16 protein-coding genes and 1 tRNA gene are annotated in these 17,268 nt (G+C 64.7%); 9 read left to right on the plus strand and 8 right to left on the minus strand.

The features are described from left to right. Nucleotides 1-27 precede the first annotated feature (27 nt). The 3 genes from WFG93_RS01780 to dcd all read right to left on the minus strand — a co-directional run bounded on the left by WFG93_RS01780 (nucleotide 28) and on the right by dcd (nucleotide 2,353). Nucleotides 28-1,242 carry an NAD(P)/FAD-dependent oxidoreductase gene (locus tag WFG93_RS01780; protein WP_336644601.1) on the minus strand — a complete coding sequence of 405 codons (1,215 nt, stop codon included), beginning with the start codon at nucleotides 1,240-1,242 and terminating at the stop codon, nucleotides 28-30. A 107-nt stretch (nucleotides 1,243-1,349) separates the two neighbouring features. Beyond that, entirely contained in the window at nucleotides 1,350-1,745 is a 396-nt protein-coding gene (locus WFG93_RS01785; protein ID WP_336644602.1) for a hypothetical protein, read from the minus strand. Between the two features lie 2 nt (nucleotides 1,746-1,747). Then, on the minus strand, nucleotides 1,748-2,353 hold the full coding sequence (gene dcd, locus WFG93_RS01790; RefSeq protein ID WP_336644603.1) for a dCTP deaminase: 606 nt from the start codon (nucleotides 2,351-2,353) through the stop codon (nucleotides 1,748-1,750). Nucleotides 2,354-2,398: 45 nt separating this feature from the next. Between dcd and WFG93_RS01795 the strand changes: the two genes are divergently transcribed. Then, the gene (locus tag WFG93_RS01795; RefSeq protein WP_336644604.1) at nucleotides 2,399-2,920 is read left to right on the plus strand and encodes a 2'-5' RNA ligase family protein; all 522 of its coding nucleotides are present in this window, start codon (nucleotides 2,399-2,401) and stop codon (nucleotides 2,918-2,920) included. A gap of 39 nt (nucleotides 2,921-2,959) precedes the next feature. Further along, a tRNA-Gly gene (locus WFG93_RS01800) sits at nucleotides 2,960-3,033 on the plus strand. Between the two features lie 197 nt (nucleotides 3,034-3,230). Here the strand turns inward: WFG93_RS01800 and WFG93_RS01805 are convergent. From WFG93_RS01805 to WFG93_RS01815, 3 genes are all read right to left on the minus strand, one after another. Beyond that, nucleotides 3,231-4,487 (minus strand): 5-methylcytosine restriction system specificity protein McrC, encoded by a 1,257-nt coding sequence (locus WFG93_RS01805; RefSeq protein WP_336644605.1) that lies wholly within the window; start codon nucleotides 4,485-4,487, stop codon nucleotides 3,231-3,233. Beyond that, a complete protein-coding gene (locus WFG93_RS01810; protein ID WP_336644606.1) occupies nucleotides 4,487-6,007 on the minus strand; it encodes an McrB family protein in 1,521 nt (506 codons plus the stop codon). The genes WFG93_RS01805 and WFG93_RS01810 overlap by 1 nt, the downstream gene beginning before the upstream one ends. A gap of 237 nt (nucleotides 6,008-6,244) precedes the next feature. Next, entirely contained in the window at nucleotides 6,245-7,156 is a 912-nt protein-coding gene (locus WFG93_RS01815) for a DNA adenine methylase (RefSeq protein WP_336644607.1), read from the minus strand. 81 nt (nucleotides 7,157-7,237) lie between these two features. Here WFG93_RS01815 and WFG93_RS01820 point away from each other — a divergent pair, with 81 nt between their 5' ends. Next, nucleotides 7,238-8,572 (plus strand): site-specific DNA-methyltransferase, encoded by a 1,335-nt coding sequence (locus WFG93_RS01820; protein ID WP_336644608.1) that lies wholly within the window; start codon nucleotides 7,238-7,240, stop codon nucleotides 8,570-8,572. Nucleotides 8,573-8,761: 189 nt separating this feature from the next. Here the strand turns inward: WFG93_RS01820 and WFG93_RS01825 are convergent, their stop codons facing one another. Beyond that, the gene (locus tag WFG93_RS01825; RefSeq protein WP_336644609.1) at nucleotides 8,762-10,378 is read right to left on the minus strand and encodes a Mur ligase family protein; all 1,617 of its coding nucleotides are present in this window, start codon (nucleotides 10,376-10,378) and stop codon (nucleotides 8,762-8,764) included. A 164-nt stretch (nucleotides 10,379-10,542) separates the two neighbouring features. Here WFG93_RS01825 and WFG93_RS01830 point away from each other — a divergent pair, with 164 nt between their 5' ends. The 4 genes from WFG93_RS01830 (at nucleotide 10,543) to WFG93_RS01845 (ending at nucleotide 14,775) form a co-directional block, all read left to right on the plus strand. Beyond that, a complete protein-coding gene (locus tag WFG93_RS01830; RefSeq protein ID WP_336644610.1) occupies nucleotides 10,543-11,355 on the plus strand; it encodes a metallophosphoesterase family protein in 813 nt (270 codons plus the stop codon). Further along, on the plus strand, nucleotides 11,349-11,750 hold the full coding sequence (locus WFG93_RS01835) for a hypothetical protein (RefSeq protein WP_336644611.1): 402 nt from the start codon (nucleotides 11,349-11,351) through the stop codon (nucleotides 11,748-11,750). Before WFG93_RS01830 ends, WFG93_RS01835 begins: the two co-directional genes overlap by 7 nt. A 2,415-nt stretch (nucleotides 11,751-14,165) precedes the next feature. Beyond that, nucleotides 14,166-14,294 (plus strand): hypothetical protein, encoded by a 129-nt coding sequence (locus tag WFG93_RS01840; protein ID WP_336644612.1) that lies wholly within the window; start codon nucleotides 14,166-14,168, stop codon nucleotides 14,292-14,294. A gap of 229 nt (nucleotides 14,295-14,523) precedes the next feature. Next, nucleotides 14,524-14,775: a helix-turn-helix domain-containing protein gene (locus tag WFG93_RS01845; protein WP_336644613.1), complete on the plus strand. Its 252-nt coding sequence runs from the start codon at nucleotides 14,524-14,526 to the stop codon at nucleotides 14,773-14,775. A gap of 98 nt (nucleotides 14,776-14,873) precedes the next feature. On the opposite strand, the gene WFG93_RS01850 is transcribed toward WFG93_RS01845, so the two are convergent. Then, nucleotides 14,874-15,566 (minus strand): hypothetical protein, encoded by a 693-nt coding sequence (locus tag WFG93_RS01850; protein ID WP_336644614.1) that lies wholly within the window; start codon nucleotides 15,564-15,566, stop codon nucleotides 14,874-14,876. A gap of 351 nt (nucleotides 15,567-15,917) precedes the next feature. Between WFG93_RS01850 and WFG93_RS01855 the strand changes: the two genes are divergently transcribed. Continuing rightward, nucleotides 15,918-16,142: a DUF2188 domain-containing protein gene (locus tag WFG93_RS01855; protein ID WP_336644615.1), complete on the plus strand. Its 225-nt coding sequence runs from the start codon at nucleotides 15,918-15,920 to the stop codon at nucleotides 16,140-16,142. An 8-nt stretch (nucleotides 16,143-16,150) separates the two neighbouring features. Next, nucleotides 16,151-17,161 (plus strand): ATP-dependent DNA ligase, encoded by a 1,011-nt coding sequence (locus WFG93_RS01860; protein WP_336645045.1) that lies wholly within the window; start codon nucleotides 16,151-16,153, stop codon nucleotides 17,159-17,161. The last annotated feature ends 107 nt before the right edge of the window (nucleotides 17,162-17,268 follow it).

The following is a 17,268-nucleotide window of genomic DNA, read 5'->3' on the forward strand; positions in this document are numbered from 1 at the left end:
CGACCCGGATGATGACCCGGCTGCCCCTCAGGCGCGGCCCTGCAGGATCATGCGCCAGTAGACCTGGGGGAAGATCCGCCGGTCGATGATCCAGTTCATCCGGCTCTCGCGATACGAGCTGCTCCAGAGGGTCGGCATCATGCGCAGCCGGTCGTCGAACTCGGCGAACACGGCAGTTGAGCGCGAGACGGTGAACGGGCACACGCCGTAACCGTCGTAGATGGCCGTCGGCTCACGTCCCTCGAGCACAGCGCGCACGTTCTCGGCGAGCGCCTTGGTCTGCTTGCGCAGCGCGCCTCCGGATTTCGAGTTCATCGTGCCCGCCGCATCACCCAATGCCCAGATGTCGGGGTCCACGGTCGAGCGCAGGGTCCGCTCGTTCACCGCGACGAAGCCCTCGGCATCGGCGAGCCCGCTCGCGCGGATCCACTCGGGGGCCTTCTGCACCGGCTCCACCATGAGCAGGTCGTAGCGCAGCTGCTCGCGCTCGCCGCCCATCGGACCGAACGAGATCGTGCGCTGGTCGGCATCCACCTCCTGCAGCCGCACTCCCGTGCGCACGTCGATGTCGTACTCGTCGATCACGCGCTGCAGCTCGGCGTCGATCTCGGGAATGCCGAAGATCGTCGGCGTCGGCACCAGCAGCACTACATGGATGTCGTGCAGCACGTTCATCGCCTGCCAGTATGCGCACGCCTGATACATCGGCTTCTGCGCCGCCCCCGCGCAGGAGGCGGGCCCGGGTGCCTGCACGAACACCACCGTGCCAGAACGGACCCGGCGGAGCAGCGCGGAGGCCTTGCGGGCGAGATCGAATTCGTAGTTCGAGGCGCCGTGCGGCGAGCGCATCGCCTCCTCGAGCCCCGAAGTCGCGTCCCAGTCATTGCGGATGCCGGGACTGATGATGAGCTGCTCGTAGCGCACTGTGTCACCGGATGCCAGATGCACGCGCTTGTTCTCGGCATCGACTGCGGTGACGGCATCCGCGACCCACCGAACCCCCTCCGGGAACACGTCGGCCTGCGCGCGCACGGCCTCGCTCGCCTTCGCGGTGCCGCCGGCGATATGCGAGAACAGCGGCTTGTAATAGTGGGTCTGCGACGGCTCCACCACCGCTACGTCGGCGACCCCGGCCCTGCGAAGTCGTCCCGCGACCGAGAGCCCGCCGTTGCCTCCCCCGACGACGAGCACCTGATGTGCGCGCTCGTGATCCTCAGCTGTCGATGTGTTCTCCGCGCTCATGCCCACCGACCATAGGCGGCTGCCGCGGGTCGGGCCACGCCCTTGACAGCGCCGGCCCTGACGGCCGTGCGACCGCGCGGCCGCAGCAGCCGCCGCACGGCGGCGGATCAGCTGAGCAGCACGACGATCGTGACGACGGCGCCCGTCAGGAGCAGCCCGAGGAAGCTGTAGCTAGCGATCGTCCACGCGCGGTAGCTGCCCGGCGTCGCTCCGGTCGCCGGCGGCACGACAGCGGGATCTGGCGGCGGCGCGGTCGAGCGGGGCTCAGATGCCGGTATCGGTGCGGCCGCGAGCTTCTGTGCCGCCGTCGTTCGTCGAGCCGCTCGCGTAGGAGCCTCTTCGGGCGGCGCGGGCGGGATCACCGGCTCGGCGAGAGCCGCTTCGGGGATCACCGCATCCGGAATCGTCGGCTCGGGCACATCGAGCTCGGGCACCTCCACCTCGGGCACATCGAGCTCGGGCACGACCGGCGCGTCCTCGGCATCCCTCGACGAATCGGTCATGGTCAGCGCCCGAGAGCTCCCGCGTCTGTGGTGCCGACATCGGTGCGGTGGAAGTTCTGGAACGAGCGGGATGCCGTGGGCCCGCGCTGCCCCTGGTAGCGGTTGCCGTACGGGCCGGAGCCGTACGCGTTCTCGGTCGGTGAGGTGAGCCGGAAGAAGCAGAACTGACCGATCTTCATGCCGGGCCACAATTTGATGGGCAGCGTGGCGACATTGGCCAGCTCGAGCGTGACGTGACCGCTGAAGCCGGGGTCGATGAAACCGGCCGTGGAATGCGTGATCAGTCCCAGCCGTCCGAGAGAGGACTTCCCCTCGAGGCGTGCGGCGAGGTCGTCCGGCAGCGACACCTGCTCGAACGTCGCTCCCAGGGCGAATTCGCCGGGATGCAGGATGAAGGGCTCGTCCGGGGCGACCTCGATGAGCCGGGTCAGCTCGGGCTGATCGACCGCGGGATCGATGAACGGGTACTTGTGATTGTCGAAGAGCCGGAAGTACCGGTCCAGTCGCACATCGACGCTCGACGGCTGCACCATCTCGTCGTCGAACGGCGCCAGACCGATGCGGCCTGATGCGAGTTCTGCCCTGATGTCGCGGTCGCTGAGAAGCACGCCTTCAGCGTAACGGTGCCGCGAGAGCCGCACTATCCTCGACCCATGACGCGCGCCCCGGTGATCTCCGTCGAGCTGCTGCTCGACGAGGCCACCGAGACCGCCGTGCGTGCGGAGTGGGACGCCCTGGCCTCCGCCGGCCTGTCGAGCATGGCCGCGCACACGGCAGCCAGCAACAGGCCGCACGTGACCCTGCTCGTGCGCAGCGCACTCGAGCGTCTCGACGGCGCCGCTCTCACCGCCCGCCCGACGTTCCAGGTGAGCCTCGGATCGCCGCTGCTGTTCGGCGACGGCGACCGGCGAGTGCTGGTGCGCAGCGTCGTTCCGTCGCCTGCGCTGCTCGCCCTCCACGACGAGGTGCACGCGGCGGCAGGGCCTGGCGACGACGCCCCGCACACCGCACCCGGCAGATGGACCCCGCACGTGACCCTCGCGCGCCGGGTGCGGTTGCAGGACCTCGAGCGCGCGGTGCCGCTCGTGGGCGGCGAGATCGTCGGCTCGGCACGGGCGCTGCGGCGGTGGGATGCCGTCGAGCGACGCGTCACGCCGCTCGGCGACTTCCGGTGACCTGAGTTTGTTATGCTGGCCAGGCGCCTCACGGCGTGCGGGGCTGTAGTTCAATGGCAGAACTTCTGCTTCCCAAGCAGACAGCGCGGGTTCGATTCCCGTCAGCCCCTCCACCTGTGACTTCCAAAGCTATTTCGGACATTCTGGAGCTACTCCAGACTGGAGTTTCGGGCTTTGGTGGCTCGTAGTCGCTGGTAGTCGTCCGTTGCGTACAGCCTGACAAGGTGTCCGCTCGCCGCATGATGCGGTTGACGGTTAGCATCGGAGTTCCTCGCCGCCTCACTGGTGGCCAGCCGTATGCCCGCTGAGTTCAGGGAGTACGGGATGAGGCGGCTGCGATGAGGTGGTGAAGCCGACGCGCGCGCGTCGCGTCTCCCACGCCGGCCTCGTACGTGAATAGGCCAAGCCCGATGGTGGCAACACGGGCCGGGTAGCCACCGAAGCCATGAACGTCGAACCAGCGAGGTTCCGTTTCACCGGCGTAGACCAGGACCGCCAGCGGTGACCGCACCACGGCTGCAGTCGTCAGCGCCTGATATAGATGAGCCTCTTTGGGCGTCTCGGTTTGGCGCGTGTACTTTGCCTCGAACGACGCTGCCACGGTACCGTCGGGCCACTGCAATAACCCATCGGGCTCCACTCGTTGGGCAATCGAGCCAGTGCCACGAACAGCGAGAAGGTCGTGCTTGCGCTTCGGAACGTGGATGAAGCCGCCATCGCTCGCTATCCGTCGCAACGAGCGCTCCAGCAAAGTCTCAAGGAGCGGCCAAGGGGTCACAGCGACTTCAAGTCCGGTGGCCTGCCCAGGCTTTCCAAGAACCGACCACGACCGCAACAGCGCGGCGGCGATGTCCCACGCGGGCCGATATCGCACCCACTGCGATGGTAGAGCCCGACGGGCGACTGCCGGGCTGACATACGACGGCACACCGGCACCGGGGATGACTGCGGTCTGCAACCGACGGAGCCGGGCGCTCGTTTCACTCCCTGCTGCAGATCTACTCAGTGCCCCAGCAATGATAGACAGACCTCGCGCGAACTCATTGTCGACGGTGAGCTCGTCCCTCGTCACTGGGAAGCGCGCCGGTGACACTATTGAGGTGCGTAGCCAGCGTCCGACGTCCAGACGGCCATTGAGGCGGGAGCTGAGAGTTGACCTCCTCTCGTACACCTGCAACGGACCCTCCGTGCGCAGCGCGCGTTCCAGCCGTCGCGCGTACTCGAGTGCCAGAGCGCCTGTCAGGTCGCGCCTCCTGACGGTGGGACTCGAACGCTGGGCACCGGTGACCGCAAGAGGAGTGTTCGGCTCGAGCAGTTGCACAACTGACGGGGCCCAGTTCTCCTCAACGCTCACCTTCGGCGAGACCTCTACAGAATCGCCGCCCGGTAGACCGAATGACCCGATGAGGTTCTCGAAGCGCACGGATTCACCGTCGAAGCTGAAGGCCTGCCGCTTTCCAAGCCTGAGTTGGGCGTGCAACTCCGAACCGGCGCGCTCAAGCTCCTTCCGAGTAACAGCATCGACGGGTCGAGCCAGAAGCTCTTCGAACCGGTGTCGGGTAGGCATTAGTCGTCGGTGGTGGTTGCAACTGGCGCGCGCGTCAGCCCAGCCAACCGCATCAGCTCTCCGAGTGCATCATCGGTTGATAGATCACCCAGTGTGCGAAGGTGCAGCCGCGCGGATGCGTAGGTTCCAAGCTCTTGTGGCGCGGGTTTCCAGAACGCGACGGCGTTCGGCTCAGTCACTGGCGCGTCAGCCGTGCCAGCCCGTAGAACAGCAGCAAGGGCTCCATCGTCATCCTGCATCGCGAGCCGCAGAGTCCCGGACACTCTCTGATCAAACGCAAGCGCGAGGCTCTGCACAGCCTCATCCACCGTGTCGCGGCGGACGTGCCAGAAGTTCGAGTGGCCAAGGCGGAAGTCGGCGCCAAGCACGGCGTCGATCCGACTGTTGAGTTGCTCCAGCACGGCTACAGCGAGGTGCGCCACAGTCCCGGCAGACCAGTCGTCGAGGTCATCTGGGAAGTCATCCTCGTCGGCATCGAGCTGCTGTGCCAGAAGCGAATAGTCCGGAGGCATCTCGACGATTGAGAAGCGGCGCCGAAGAGCAGCGTCGAGGGGCGCAACTGACCGGTCGGATGAGTTCATCGCAGCAACAATCCACAGCGCTGGCGGCAAGGTGAATGCGTTAGGAACGTCCGTGGTTTTGTTGCTCATGAACTCCGTATCCACAGCAATGTTGTCGTACGGGAGATTCACCCGAGCAACTCCGCGCTTGTCGCGGTCGAGTAACGCAAGCGTGTCACCGAGCACCGCCGCCGCGTTGCCGCGATTGAACTCATCGAGCACAAGAAGAGCCCGGCGCTCGATGGTCTGATCAGACGCGTAATGAGCAAGACTTACCAGCGGCCCAGCCTTTGCTTCGACTCCGACCGCACCACTAGTCGTCGAAATGGGAAGCAGTCCGACCACCAAGTTCTCGTAGCCATACGACGGGTGAAGCACGACCGTTCGTGTCTTGCCTGGCAGGCCGCCGGTGGCTCCGATGAAGGCGTCGTGATTCAGATCCGGGTCGAAATGGAGCCCGCCGCTCTGATGCTCGACCCACTTGGCCAGGTCCTCCAGAAGAACCGTCTTCCCCGTACCCGGCGGACCGACCAAGAGTACGTTCGGGTTCTCCTCGAGGGCATCGACCAACTGGGCGACATGCGGCGGCGCGATCACGCCACCTTTGAATTCCCTTGCGCGCAATGCCCGTTTGCCTGTCGTTGCCCTGGCGAGGTCGCGCACGACCTGGGGCGTCTGATCAAGCGCAGCCCAGTCCATACCAGACGGCGGATTATCTAGATACGCCCGAAGGTGCAGGATGTTGTTTTCATCCCGGAGCTTCACAGCAACGACGTATGGCTCGATGCCCTGTGCGTCGATCTGATCGAGCACCGCGTCGGCCGCAGCGACTGTTCCGGCGGTTGGATCTCCGGGAATGGTCTCAGGACCGGCCGCGGTCGGTTGAGGCGCAAGCTTCCAGGGCAACGGTGCATTGTTGGTAGACCAACCGACGTGATAGCGCTTGCCCGAAAAGCTCACAAACCCTGGCTGGGATCCTCCGCCAGGCCAAACATAAGTGATCTGCTGAGTCGCCCCACCGACTGGAGGGACACCAAACATGCGTGCTAGAAGGCCACCGGGCTCAGAGCTAAAGGCGCCCGACTGGAGAAAATCGTGAGAATACGGTGCCGGACCTCGACGCCCGTAGATCGCAGCGGAGTTGGACTTGACATACTTCCAGACCCACACTGCCTCGACCGTCTGAGCGACCACGTTCTACCTCCCGATGACGATGGCCTCCGGTGAGCGGTGCGACTCCACCTCACGCTTGCTCTGGGCTGCCAGCGAACGATGTGCTGTGAATCCGACGATATCGGCGAAAGAGAACAGGTCGCGAACTCCCTCCGTGTCCCGGTTAGACATCATCCACTTGATACCCCGACGAGTGAAGTCCTCGCAGATGCTGGCCAGGGTCATCAAATCGGGTAGTTCGAAGGTCTGCGCGGTGTACTTATTGAACTTCGCGGTCGGCTCTCGCTCGATGTCGGGCCTCGTGTACACCGGCAGATACGGCGGGTCGAGATACACGAAATCACCCGGCTGGACACGGTCAAGGGCGACGCGGAAGTCCTCGTGCCTAATGTCAGCAATGGAGAGCGTCGTTGCCAAGCCCTCGTAGACCTCATCGCTGAAGCTCTTGAAGGCGCGAGCGCCGTGAGGGGTGTTCATCGCGCCCGTCTTGGAGTTCTCCCGCCACAAGTGGTTCCAGGAGGTCCCGTTCAGATATAGGAAACGAGCCGCGCTTTCCAACTGACTCGTGGGCTCCTGCGCGCGGACCTCGTAGTAGTACTCCTTGGAGTCCTTGGCCTGATACTCGTCCAACAACGGGCGGAGCTCATCTTGACAGTCGCGCATAGCGTTCCACGCGTTGACGAGGTGCACGTTGAGGTCGGCCAGATACGCCCGTTTCTGGATTCGTCCTTGCACGGCGAAGAAGACGGCGCCGCCCCCCAGAAACGGCTCGTGGTAGTGCTCGAACGACTCAGGGACATACGGCAAGATGCGCGGAAGCAGTTTCGTCTTGCCGCCGGCCCAGCGGACAAACGGCTTCGTCGCGCGGATCTGTGTGTTGTTGAGAATTTGTAGCCTCCGTCGTGCCTGCCGACCAATGTCGATGGCCGGTGCCATCGTAGTCTGTAGTGGACCACCGACAGCGGCTGCAGGCGCCAGCGGGCCAGGTCAGTGGAGCGCACTGCGCATGGATAGAAGGTGACCAAGCCCGTGAATGACGGCATCGAACTCGTGTGGCCGAACAAGGACCTCGAGCTCCACGCCTCCGGGAGCAGCAGCTATGTCTGGGTGCCGAGTGACGACGCTCGCCTCACCATGCCGCCCGTACGCCATGACTACACGACGTCGATGTACTCCTCGACGTCAAGCGCCCTAGTCATCGGTGACGGCCTCGACGCTCTGATCGCGCTGAGCGCGACGCCGCTGTTCGCTGACGGGATCCGCGTCCTCTACATTGACCCGCCTTTCAACACGCAGAAGACCTTCAACCAGTACGGCGACGCGATGTCCCGGTCGATGTGGCTGAGCATGTTGCGCGACCGTCTCGCTGCTGTGAAGCCGCTGCTCCGCGATGACGCGTCGATCTGGCTGCACCTCGACGATTCCGAAGTGCATCGAGCCCGGATGGTGCTCGACGAGGTATTTGGTGAGGGCGCGTTCGTCGCGTCCGTGATCTGGCAGAAGCGGCAGACGCGCGATTCACGCGCTGCATTCAGTTCAAACCACGACACGATCCTGGTGTATGCACCGTCCGGCCCACGCAGCTGGAAGACCAGCCGAAACCTGTTGGTTAAGGACGAGGCAACGCTTCGCAATCGCGACGACGACCCACGCGGCCCTTGGGCAGATGCGCCCTTCACGGCGCCCGGGTTCCGGAAGGCCCAGCAGTACGAGATCATCACGCCAGCTGGCGATGTGCTCCGGCCGCCGCGTGGTCGGAGTTGGTACGCCACCGAACCGACGTACAAGCAGCTGTTGGACGAGGACCGGATCTGGTTCCCGAAGCAGGGCCACGGGTCGCCGAGGCTCAAGCTTTTCGCGCACCAACTGCGAGGACTCGTCCCGTTCACCGTCTGGGGCTCGTCGGATGTTGGCACGAATGACGACGCGAAGAAGCACCTTCTGCAGCTCTTTCCAAACTCGACCGTCTTCGATACTCCGAAACCCGAAGAACTCCTCGAGCGCATCATCCACATCGCTTCTAACCCGGGCGAGCTTGTCGTAGATCTTTTCGCGGGATCCGGGACGACGGCTGCCGTTGCTCACAAGATGCGGCGGCGATGGGTCACTGTCGAGCGCAACACTCAGACGGTGCTAGATTTCACCCTCCCGCGACTTCTCGCTGTTGTCGACGGCTCTGACCCGGGCGGAATTAGTGGGCAGATCGCGTGGGCTGGCGGGGGTTCATTCGCGGTCACCCAAGTGACGCCACGGTTCGGCACACTGACCGGAGTCCACCGGCCGCGCATCCTCGAATCGAAACTCGAGGCGATTCGTTCCACTCATACGTTCACATCGCCCCTCAGCGCGTGAGCCGTGAACGGCAACCCCGAATCGACCCAACTTTGGGCTTGTCCCCGGTGCGGAGCGCTGCTGCACATTTTCACGCTCATCGACGGAACCGTGTACCTCGGCTGCGCTGAGCCTTTCTGCGGATATGCATCCCACCTGGAAGGCGGCGGCGAGGAGACCGATGACGATTTCCTCGCCGATCTCTAACGCTCAGCGTGCGTCAATGTACGGCACCGGCCAGTGCGATTCGGGTGCCGGCCATCCGGCGGCGATGAGCGCCCGGCGGGCGAGTTCACGCGCGGAGTAAGGCGTGCGCACACCGCGGATGTCGCGGTAGTCCTGGTGCCCGGGTCCCGCCCAAAGGATGGCATCGCCCTCGCCGACCAGGCCCACGGCCGTGACGATGGCGTCCTCCGGCGGCGAGACCTCGTGGACCTCGGCGTCCGGACGCGCACGGCGGGCGCCCTCGACCAGGGTGGCGCGGATAGACGCCGGGTCCTCGAATCGAGGGTGATGGTCGGTGATCACGAGGATGTCGCTGCCCTCGACGGCCGTGCGGGCCATGTCGAAGCGCTTGGTGGCGTCGCGGTCGCCGTCGGCGCCGAACAGCATGAGCACCTTGCCGGGGGTGACTCGGCGCACGGCCGCGAGGGTCTTCTCGAACGCGTCGGGGGAGTGGCCGAAGTCGACATAGACGGCAGGGCCCGTCTCGCCCGAGATGAACTGGGTTCGTCCGGGCAGGTGCGCGACGATGTGGCCGTCGCGGGCGAGGGCGTCGGTGATGCGCTCCCACGTGTAGCCACCTTCGAGCAGCATGATGATCGCGAGTCCGGCGTTGGCGGCCATGTGCGGGCCGATCACCGGCACCACGCTCGAGAGCGTGCGTCCCCCCGGTCCGGTCAGCGTGAACGCGGTGCCACTCGGGCGTTCGTCCTCGACCGCGACGACCCAGTCCGCCGCGGCAGCGGCCTCGGGGTCGTCTGCGATGGCCGGGGTGCCGACGGTGATGACGGGGACGGTTGCGCGGTCGACGACGACCGCCCCCGATGCCGAGTCGACGCTCACCACAGCGCGGCGGGAGCGCTCGGGCGTGAAGAGCGGAAGCTTCGCCTCGAAGTACTCCTCCATGTCGGCGTAGTCGTCGAGATGGTCGTGAGAGAGGTTGGTGAATCCGGCGACGTCGAACATGATGCCGTCGACGCGGTGCCGGGAGAGCGCCTGGGCACTGACCTCGACCGCCACGGCCTCGACCTGCCGCTCGCGCATGAGGGCGAGCAGCGCGTGCATCTCGGATGCCTCGGGTGTGGTCAGCCGTGACACGATGACCTCCCCGGCGATGTGACGCTCAGCGGTCGACGACAGACCCGATACCACCCCGATCTGATCCAGCAGCCCCTGCAGCAGGTGCGACACGCTGGTCTTGCCGTTGGTTCCGGTGGTGCCGAACAGCAGCGGCAGGGGATCACCTGCGCCGGTGCCGTACACCCAGGCGCTGAGCGCGCCGAGCACGCCGCGCGGATCGTCGACCACGATGATCGGCAGACCGGCGGACGCGGCGATCTCGGCACCCACCAGGTCGGTGATGACCGCGACGGCACCCTGCTCGGCGGCGATCTGCGCGAACTCAGCGCCGTGCCGATTCACGCCCTGGATCGCGACGAATGCCTCTCCCGCGCGCAGGTCGGCGGTGGCGAGGGTGATGCCGCTCAACTGGACGTCCGCGATGTCACCCCGGACGTCTCGGGCAAAGCGGTCGGCCAGCTCGGCCAGCGCACGACGGGGTGGGTCGGCCGGACGGAGCACAGGGGGCAGCGATGTCGTGGTCATATCCCGTCCATGATCTCACGCAATGCCCGGCTACACTCGTCCAGGTATAAATGGAATTGCGAGGATTTGCCTGAAAGAATCGAATATCCCTTGAACACACGTGGATAGCCAGCGTCCGAACATTTTTTGGGGGCATCATCCCTGGAACTCACCGAAGGAGGGCTGTGAAAGTTCGCGAGTACGCGAGCCACCTCGCCATCCCGGACGAGCGCGTGGCTGTTTGCGGCGACTGGCACGGCAACGTCGGTTGGCTGAAGATGCTCACCCGAGCGCTGCCCCGTCTCGCCGTGGGCGTGACGACCGTCCTGCAGCTTGGCGACTGGTGGATGGACCCGCTCGAGACAGACGCGCTCTTCGGCGAGGCAGGCATCGAGCGCGTCTTTGTCACGGTCGGGAACCATGAGCCGTGGGATCTGATCAGCCCGCTGCTCGACGCGCATCCCGGAGCTGCGGTGCGTGTCTCCGACATCACCTGGATTCTCTCGCGACCAGCTCGGCTCACCATCGGCGGCAGAAGCATCCTCTCGCTGGGCGGCGCTGCCTCCGTCGACCGGCATTGGCGCACCGAAGGCCGCGACTGGTGGCCCGATGAGGCCATCACCGACGAGCATGTCGCGGCAGCTGTAGCCGGTGGTCCCGCGGACGTGATGCTGACGCACGAGTCGCCGGCGAACACACCGGTTCGTGCGGTGCGGGAGCTGCTGGGCACCAATCCACATCGGTTTCCCACGGAGGCCCTCGCGGAATCGGCGAAGTCTCGAGCGCGGGTCAGCGAGGTGTGGGACGCCGTTCGCCCTGAGCTGTTGATGCACGGTCACATACACACGCCAGGCGGCGGCATGGCTGAGGACGGGCGACGAGTTGTGAGCCTCGGTCGCGATGTTCAGGAAGACAATCTCGCCTTCCTGGACCTGAGCACGCGGAGCCTGGAAACTCCAAGCCTCCACGAGATGCGGAACGCGGCGCGACGATGGTGAACGAGCAGAGCGCAAACAACACGAACCCTTGGGCCGAGATCGTCGGCCCCTGTTACACCACGGTGTCCGTCGCACGCACACTCGGGTGGACGGAGGCGATGGTGAACGAGGCCGTAGATTCGCTCGCGCTACTCAGGCTGACCACTTCCGATGGGGTGCAGCTCTACCCGGCGTTTCAGATCTGGGATGGCAGACCAGCGAGCGACCTTGCAGACGTGCTTCGCGTGCTTCGCACCGGCGTCAACGACCCGTGGACGTGGGCTCAGTGGCTGAACACCCCGCTCACCGATGAAGACGGCGTTGAACAGCCCGCGAACATCGAGCGGCTCCGCGAGGGGCAACTGGCCGATGTGCTGCTTGAAGCGAAGCACGACGCGGCTGTATGGGGCAGCTGACCCGCCTGAACGTCAGCGCTCCGGGATCCGCCCTGGGCATTCAAAGTCTGGCGAGAAGCTCATCGAGGATCTCCTGGCGTCGCTCCTGTGTCATGACATCCAGGAAGAGGGTGAGATTTCTCATCTTGACGGAGTTCTCGTCTTCCGAGGTGAGGTACGGCGGACTTGTTCCCAGTCCCTATTGATGAGGAGGCTTCGCCACGTCTCCACGAGCGCTCGCCCACCGGTACTGCGAACGTTGGGGAGCACTCGGTTGACCCCGTCGAGCCCGCGACTGCGGACCAGCTCGGGGTCGAGATTCATGATGCGTTCGATCTCGCGGTGGAGTTCAAGGCTCACCCAGAACTTCTTGTCTCGGCGGACATCCGTCTCAGGCATGGCGCAAACCTCCCTTCGTCATTCTCGCATCACCATGCACGGCTCACCCCGGTGAGGTGCTCCACCTTGGTGTACTCGGTGACAGTGAGCACGATGCTACGGCGCCGGCATGCCGATTCTCGGTGCGCGCTGTCCGGCACGCGCATGCCTCGCCCCAATTGCGCAACGACCTGTTGCGCAATTGCATGCAGCCTATGGAGAGCACCGATCCTCATTTCACCAACGGGCCGTTGGAGGATTGGCTGCGGAGCCTCCGGAGGACACCGTTCGTTCGCTCGTCGTTGGTCGCGTGGCGCCGCGAGCGACCCTGCAACGTGAAGGTCTTGGCCCGGCGATGAACGAACCGACCCACGATTCCGATTTGTCCAACGGGTTGTTGGACAATTGGCGGCAGCACCCTCGTGGTGGCCGTTCCGTTCGCTCACCGCTTTTCCCGTAACGCCGAAAGCGGCGATGCAACGTGGCGGGCACGGCTCGGCTGTGGGCGCAAACCGACGCCCGATCCGAATTCTCCAACAGATCGTTGGAGAATTGCCGGCGGGCTCTCCTGTGACACCTGCTACCCCACGCCGTCGGCCTCATGGCGCTTCGGCTGACCGCGGACGGCCCGGACGAGCGCACAAGCGACACTCCACGCCGGGATCCTCATACGGAGGGGACATCGCGCGTCGGTGAATGCCCAGTCGCTTAGCCACGCACTCGAGACGTGGCGGCCGCGCACGCTTGCCCCCGACGTTCGAGCCGCATGGCTCTATCTCCACTGTGGACTTGTCAGTTGTGGAGCACGCGCCCTGGCAGAAGGCCCCGCCTCCCTGCAATGGCCGCGGTACGCTCGGCAGCCCGCTGACTGCTCGACCGGGGATGTGCTCTCCGCGACACTCTCTCGCCTCATACCCTGCGGCACATTCGCCGGTCGAAGCGCAGATTCGCCGAATCTGGCAGCTGCCAAGCTCAAGTCAAGTAGGAAAATGGCAACTTTTCCCAGGTCAAACTCGAAAAACGGACCTCCAGCCAAGGTTGCCAAGTGCGGGGTGCTCTATATAGGGGATTTCAGAGTGAAGTTGGCCCTATCTCTCTTACTTCTCTCTTTTTCTTCTCATGTAAGAGATCTACTACTTGGCAACCTTGGCAACGGCTCCCGATCCCAAGCGAGAGTAGGGGAAGCTCCAGCCAAGGTCACCTTGGCAGACCTTGCCCGACTTGGCAGGATCGCTGCTTTCGAGTCGGAGATCGGAGCCTACGGGCCCCTCAGCGCGCCGGCGGTCCATGCCTAGCTGCAAGAAGAGGAAGACGGTTCAGCACAGCGGGAGGTCAGATCCACAAGTCAACCGCTATGCGATTCGGGTGCAGTCGCCGTCATCGCACCGCAAAGGTGCGACCAGTGGTCGTTCACACATCGGCTCGAAGGGGGGATCGTTTCCGGCTCGCAGAGGTAGAGGATGAACTAGTTTTCTACGGTCGCCACGTCAATGTGCGCCTCGAGCCGAGTGCAGGTGTACAGCGCGCCATCTTCGCTCAGGATATCCACGGCGATCCACGTCGCACGTCACTGAGCCATCGCGGACTCGAACGTCCGCACGACCTTTGCTACGGCGTCTGGCGAAGGCCAGAGGTATGGCGTTCCGGATGAACGCATCACTTCGAACGAGACCTTGGCGGTGTCGAAGTCGAGATAAACGCGAGGAACCCGCCACCCCGATGCCGCAGAAGAGGCAGATACCTTGGTGACGGTGCTGAGCGCATTACCCCGCTCAGGCGCCCCCCGAGCGAACGACGTTCTTCCCTCGGAACTCCTCGATGAAAACTCGGCCCCCTAAGACCAGGCACCAACCCCTCCCGCCGTGACGCGGCTCCCCGCTCGCGTCGGACACCGTGAACTTGACGATGGGACAGACCAACTCAGCACCGAGCTCCGCCGCACGTTCACTTGCGGCCCGAGGGACAGAGCCCCAAAGCCGAAGCGAGAAGGCGACCGAGAGCAGAGCTATGGCAGCCATCGCGAAAGCGAGAGATCCCATAGTTCCCCAGAGCCGGACCATGACGACCAGGATGCGCGGCTACTTCGAGTGGACGGGAGAGAAGGGCAGCAGGCCCCCGCACTTCCTCCACGGCGACGGCCTGGTCGCGGCCGCCGGTCTCACCTGGTCGATGGAGCTTCCGGACTGAGAGCGCTCGCGCTGCTTCGTCGTGACCACCCGTGAAGAAGCCGGTGGCGAGCTTCTCCATGCGAGCGTGATGATGGGCGCGCCCTTGGGGCGGTTCGCAGTCGCACGATGGGCGCATCCTGGGTGGGAGCGATGCTGTACGCACCGGACCAACTCTTCCACCAGTCCTCGGGCTTTCCGCCCTTGGCGACGAAACTCCTGAAACGGCGGGTACGAGTACCGTGTCATTCATGGCCAGAACATCGTCGGCGGCCGCGGCACACATCGACTCGCGGATCAGCGAAACACGGATAACACGTTCCATGAGCGTTGACGAGCTCGCCGTCGCTAGCCGGATCGACTCGTCGAACATCCGCGGGTACGAAGCAGGGCGGGGACTGACTAGCGTTCACTCGCTAGTGAGGATCGCCGAAGCCCTAAAGATCGACCCCGGATCGCTACTCGAAGGCGTCACCTCCGAGATGTTCACGAACGCGCGTTGAACGCGCTGCCTCGAGCCTCCAGCAGACCCTTGCTGAGCATCGAACGAAGCACATGGGTACCTGGTGGGGGCTTGCGGACTGGTCGCAGGGCTGTGCGCCTACGGCACGACCGTCGCCGAGAGGACCTGCATCCAGCCATCGTCGGTCTCTCCGTCGATGGTCTTCTCCACGTTTTCTAGAACCAGCTGTACGCGTGTACCATCGGTCCACCCGTCCGCCACCGATTTATCCTCGAGCAGGATCATGAGATCGTCGGCGCCGTCGTGCGCGTTAAGAGCGACTGCGTAGTCCCCCGTGGCTCCGGTGATCCAGTACTCGCTACCCGCAAGCTCACCCATGACGCGGAACTGGTCTCCTACCTCGATGCCACCCAGGTCTGCCGAATTCAGCCTGTCGAGAAGCTCATCCACAGTTGTGTCGACGACGTTTGCCGGCTCCGACGTCTGGGCTGGCGCTGCAGTGGGTATGGCAGACGGCGTGGCGCTCGGTTCAGATGAGGTCGCGGTAGTCGGCTGCGAAGTGGCCGCCGGCTCATCCTTGTCGCCCCCAGTGATCTGGGACATGACGAGCGCGAAGAGGATCAGGGCGACGATGAAGGCACCGAGTCCGGCAAGCAGACGCCAGGGGGTCTTTGGCTTCGGGCGACGGATGGTGAGCTCACTGGTGAGCTTGCCGGCCGTCTGAGAGACGACCTCCCAGCCTTGCTCTTCCCACTTCTTCGCTGTGCGCGCCTCCATGCCGCGCACCGTCTTCAGGGTGCGCGTCTCGTACTTAATGCCATCATCGGCCATTGAATACTCCCGGTCCAGGCGCCCTGTGGCGCACAACCTGCTCACACTATCGGCGGGCAGGCACTCGGTGCACGCCGTCGTCATCGGCGGCGCCGGGAGGCTGATGCCTCGGCCTGCACGGTCCGGCCGTTACGCGCAGTTGCGGGCACTGATGCCTCTGCAGGGTGCTCCCGACGGAACGCGCTCAGCCGAGCACCCTTCGGCTTTCAGTCGATGACGGCACCAGCGGCGAACAAGGACCGGCCTGGCTGGGCGCAAACCGTCCGTAGCCCGGACGTCAACCGCTCCGCAAGGGGCTCGCGCGCATGCCGCGGCGACCGTAGACAGGGGATTCAAAGATAGGGGGACACTATGCCGCACGGCGACGTCGACACATTCCACCAGAACGGCATCTGGCGCAACAAGATCGAGGGCCGCAGCACCATCGAGGGCAGTTACGACACCAAGTCCGAAGCTGTCGCCGCGGGACGCGAACTCGCGCGCTCGCTCAAGGCGGAGCACATCATCCGCAACGAGAACGGGCAGATCGCCGAACGCAACAGCTACGGAAACGACCCTCGGGACGTGAAGGGCTGAACATGCCGATGCCAGCCGGGCTCCAGCCGCCACTATCCGTGGCGCTGGCTCGGCCCGCATCCCTCTCGAGCGCGAACTCGCTTCCAGGCGGGCCCGTCTATGAGCCGAAGTGGGACGGGTTCCGCATGCTCATCGTCGTCGACGGCGCGGTTTCACTCTGGTCACGACAGGGCACCGACCTGACGAAACGGTTCCCCGAGATCGTCGCGGCAGCCGACGACCATCTTCCGGACGGCATCATCCTCGATGGCGAAGCCGTTATCTGGAGGGATGACCGCCTCGACTTTGACGCGCTGCTGCGAAGGATGAACAGCGGCACCGCCGCAGTGGCGCGAATGGCCCGCGAGCTGCCCGCCTCCTACGTCGCCTTCGATGTCTTAGCCGTCGCACATCAGGACGCGAGAGCTCTGCCATTCCAGGATCGACGGACCCTGCTAGAGGAAGTCGCCGTCCCATGGGCACCGCCCATGAACCTCTCACCGACCACGACAAAGCTTGAAGTGGCCGAACAGTGGTTCGAGGCACTGACCGCATCCGGCATCGAAGGCCTCGTCGTCAAGGGCGTCGCGCAACCGTATGTAGGCGGACAGCGCGACTGGATGAAGGTGAAGCATCGCGACACCATCGACGTGATCTGTGGCGCGGTAATCGGCGAACGAGCCCGACCCAGTGAGCTGGTCGTTGGGCTCCCGGTCAACGGTGAACTCCGGATCGTCGGACGCACGTCGTCGCTGGATGCGCAAGCCTCCAGGATGCTCGGCAAGATCCTTTCACCGCCCCTCGGTGAACATCCCTGGCCGAGCGAGGTCAAGCCAGGAGCGGTGGACCGATTCAACCGAAGTCGCCGCGACACGGTACCTCTCACACTCGTCGAGCCGATGGTCGTCGAGATCTCCGCGGACGTCGCAATGACCGGCTACTCCTTTCGCCACGTCGTGCGTCTTCTTCGCCCACGCCCTGAGCTCGATCCGGCTGAGTTGCCCGGCTGGAGCGGAGAGGGCACTGCGACCCTCGGCTAGTGCTTGTCGGCGTCGCAGAGTTGCACTGCATTACCCCACACCCAGCAGCGGTAGGGATTGCTGCACGGATAGGTGACATCTGAGGTGGCTAGCTGAGAGGGCTGGCC

The organism is Microbacterium sp. USHLN186, assembly GCF_037145155.1.
Classification (GTDB): domain Bacteria; phylum Actinomycetota; class Actinomycetes; order Actinomycetales; family Microbacteriaceae; genus Microbacterium.

Bases quoted from the DNA above. Each gene is read 5' to 3' on its own strand.
- WFG93_RS01840 (WP_336644612.1), top strand. From the start codon at position 14,166: ATGACGACCAGGATGCGCGGCTACTTCGAGTGGACGGGAGAGAAGGGC.
- WFG93_RS01860 (WP_336645045.1), top strand. From the start codon at position 16,151: ATGCCAGCCGGGCTCCAGCCGCCACTATCCGTGGCGCTGGCTCGGCCC.
- WFG93_RS01855 (WP_336644615.1), top strand. From the start codon at position 15,918: ATGCCGCACGGCGACGTCGACACATTCCACCAGAACGGCATCTGGCGC.
- WFG93_RS01805 (WP_336644605.1), bottom strand. From the start codon at position 4,487: ATGCCTACCCGACACCGGTTCGAAGAGCTTCTGGCTCGACCCGTCGAT.
- WFG93_RS01850 (WP_336644614.1), bottom strand. From the start codon at position 15,566: ATGGCCGATGATGGCATTAAGTACGAGACGCGCACCCTGAAGACGGTG.
- WFG93_RS01780 (WP_336644601.1), bottom strand. From the start codon at position 1,242: ATGAGCGCGGAGAACACATCGACAGCTGAGGATCACGAGCGCGCACAT.
- WFG93_RS01835 (WP_336644611.1), top strand. From the start codon at position 11,349: ATGGTGAACGAGCAGAGCGCAAACAACACGAACCCTTGGGCCGAGATC.
- WFG93_RS01825 (WP_336644609.1), bottom strand. From the start codon at position 10,378: ATGACCACGACATCGCTGCCCCCTGTGCTCCGTCCGGCCGACCCACCC.
- WFG93_RS01795 (WP_336644604.1), top strand. From the start codon at position 2,399: ATGACGCGCGCCCCGGTGATCTCCGTCGAGCTGCTGCTCGACGAGGCC.
- WFG93_RS01845 (WP_336644613.1), top strand. From the start codon at position 14,524: ATGGCCAGAACATCGTCGGCGGCCGCGGCACACATCGACTCGCGGATC.
- WFG93_RS01815 (WP_336644607.1), bottom strand. From the start codon at position 7,156: ATGGCACCGGCCATCGACATTGGTCGGCAGGCACGACGGAGGCTACAA.
- WFG93_RS01785 (WP_336644602.1), bottom strand. From the start codon at position 1,745: ATGACCGATTCGTCGAGGGATGCCGAGGACGCGCCGGTCGTGCCCGAG.